This window comes from Rhizobacter sp. P2_H3 (assembly GCF_056403355.1).
Genome location: NZ_JBFUFQ010000535.1, coordinates 1 through 707, shown reverse-complemented (window position 1 = coordinate 707; position 707 = coordinate 1). Strand labels below are relative to the sequence as shown.

2 protein-coding genes are annotated in these 707 nt (G+C 75.1%); both read right to left on the bottom strand.

Features of this window, described 5'->3' with window-relative positions; all coding sequences use genetic code 11:
• The coding region (locus AC1D1T_RS32895; protein ID WP_477993562.1) for a fimbrial biogenesis chaperone at positions 1-437 on the bottom strand (437 nt) is incomplete at its 3' end.
• Positions 437-707 (bottom strand): hypothetical protein (locus tag AC1D1T_RS32890; protein WP_477993560.1); only part of this gene is annotated, 271 nt, incomplete at its 5' end. The genes AC1D1T_RS32895 and AC1D1T_RS32890, both read right to left, overlap by 1 nt.

Below are 707 nucleotides of genomic sequence, written 5' to 3'. Positions count from 1 at the left end.
CTCATCGCCAGCGCGACCGGCACGCTGACGCCGGGTGCCGCCGGCAGCGCCTCCGGCACCTCGCGCATGACCAGGCGGTAGGTGAGCTGGCGGGTGGCGTCGCGCGGCACCACCATCGCCAGCCGCACCACCTGGCGCGTACCGGGATCGAGCTTGACGATGGGCGGCGCCAGCACGAGGTCGTCGGTGGGCGTCAGCACGTCGGCGCCGGCGGCATCCTGGCGCCACAGGAACAGCTCCGCCTGCAGCACCAGCGGCGAATCGCCGTCGTTGCCGAGGGCGACCGCGACGGCGCGGTCGCGCGGGCCCATGTGCAGCCGCACCGGCGAGATCGTGAAGACGCCGGCGGTGGCGGGGATGGCCCACAGCGCGAACGACAGTGCAAACAGCAGCATCGACGACACGAGCCGCACGGCAGGCGCGCGTGGCGGCCGCATCAGAAGATCATCCACATCTGGAGCGCGCGGCCGGCGGCCACCTGCACCGGCTGCGACAGCGCGTCGTCCGTGTCGGGCGTGCCGTCGGGCGACAGCACCCAGGACACGGTCTCGGCCGCGCCATCGGCCGAGGTGGCGGGGCCTGCTGACGGGGTTGCCGCGCCGCGYGCCGAGCCGGCCGACCCGCCCGCTGCGGCCGACACGATGACCGGCCGCACGTTGACGAACAGGTTGGCGCCGCAGGTGAGCGTGACGCGCGCGCCGCCGGCC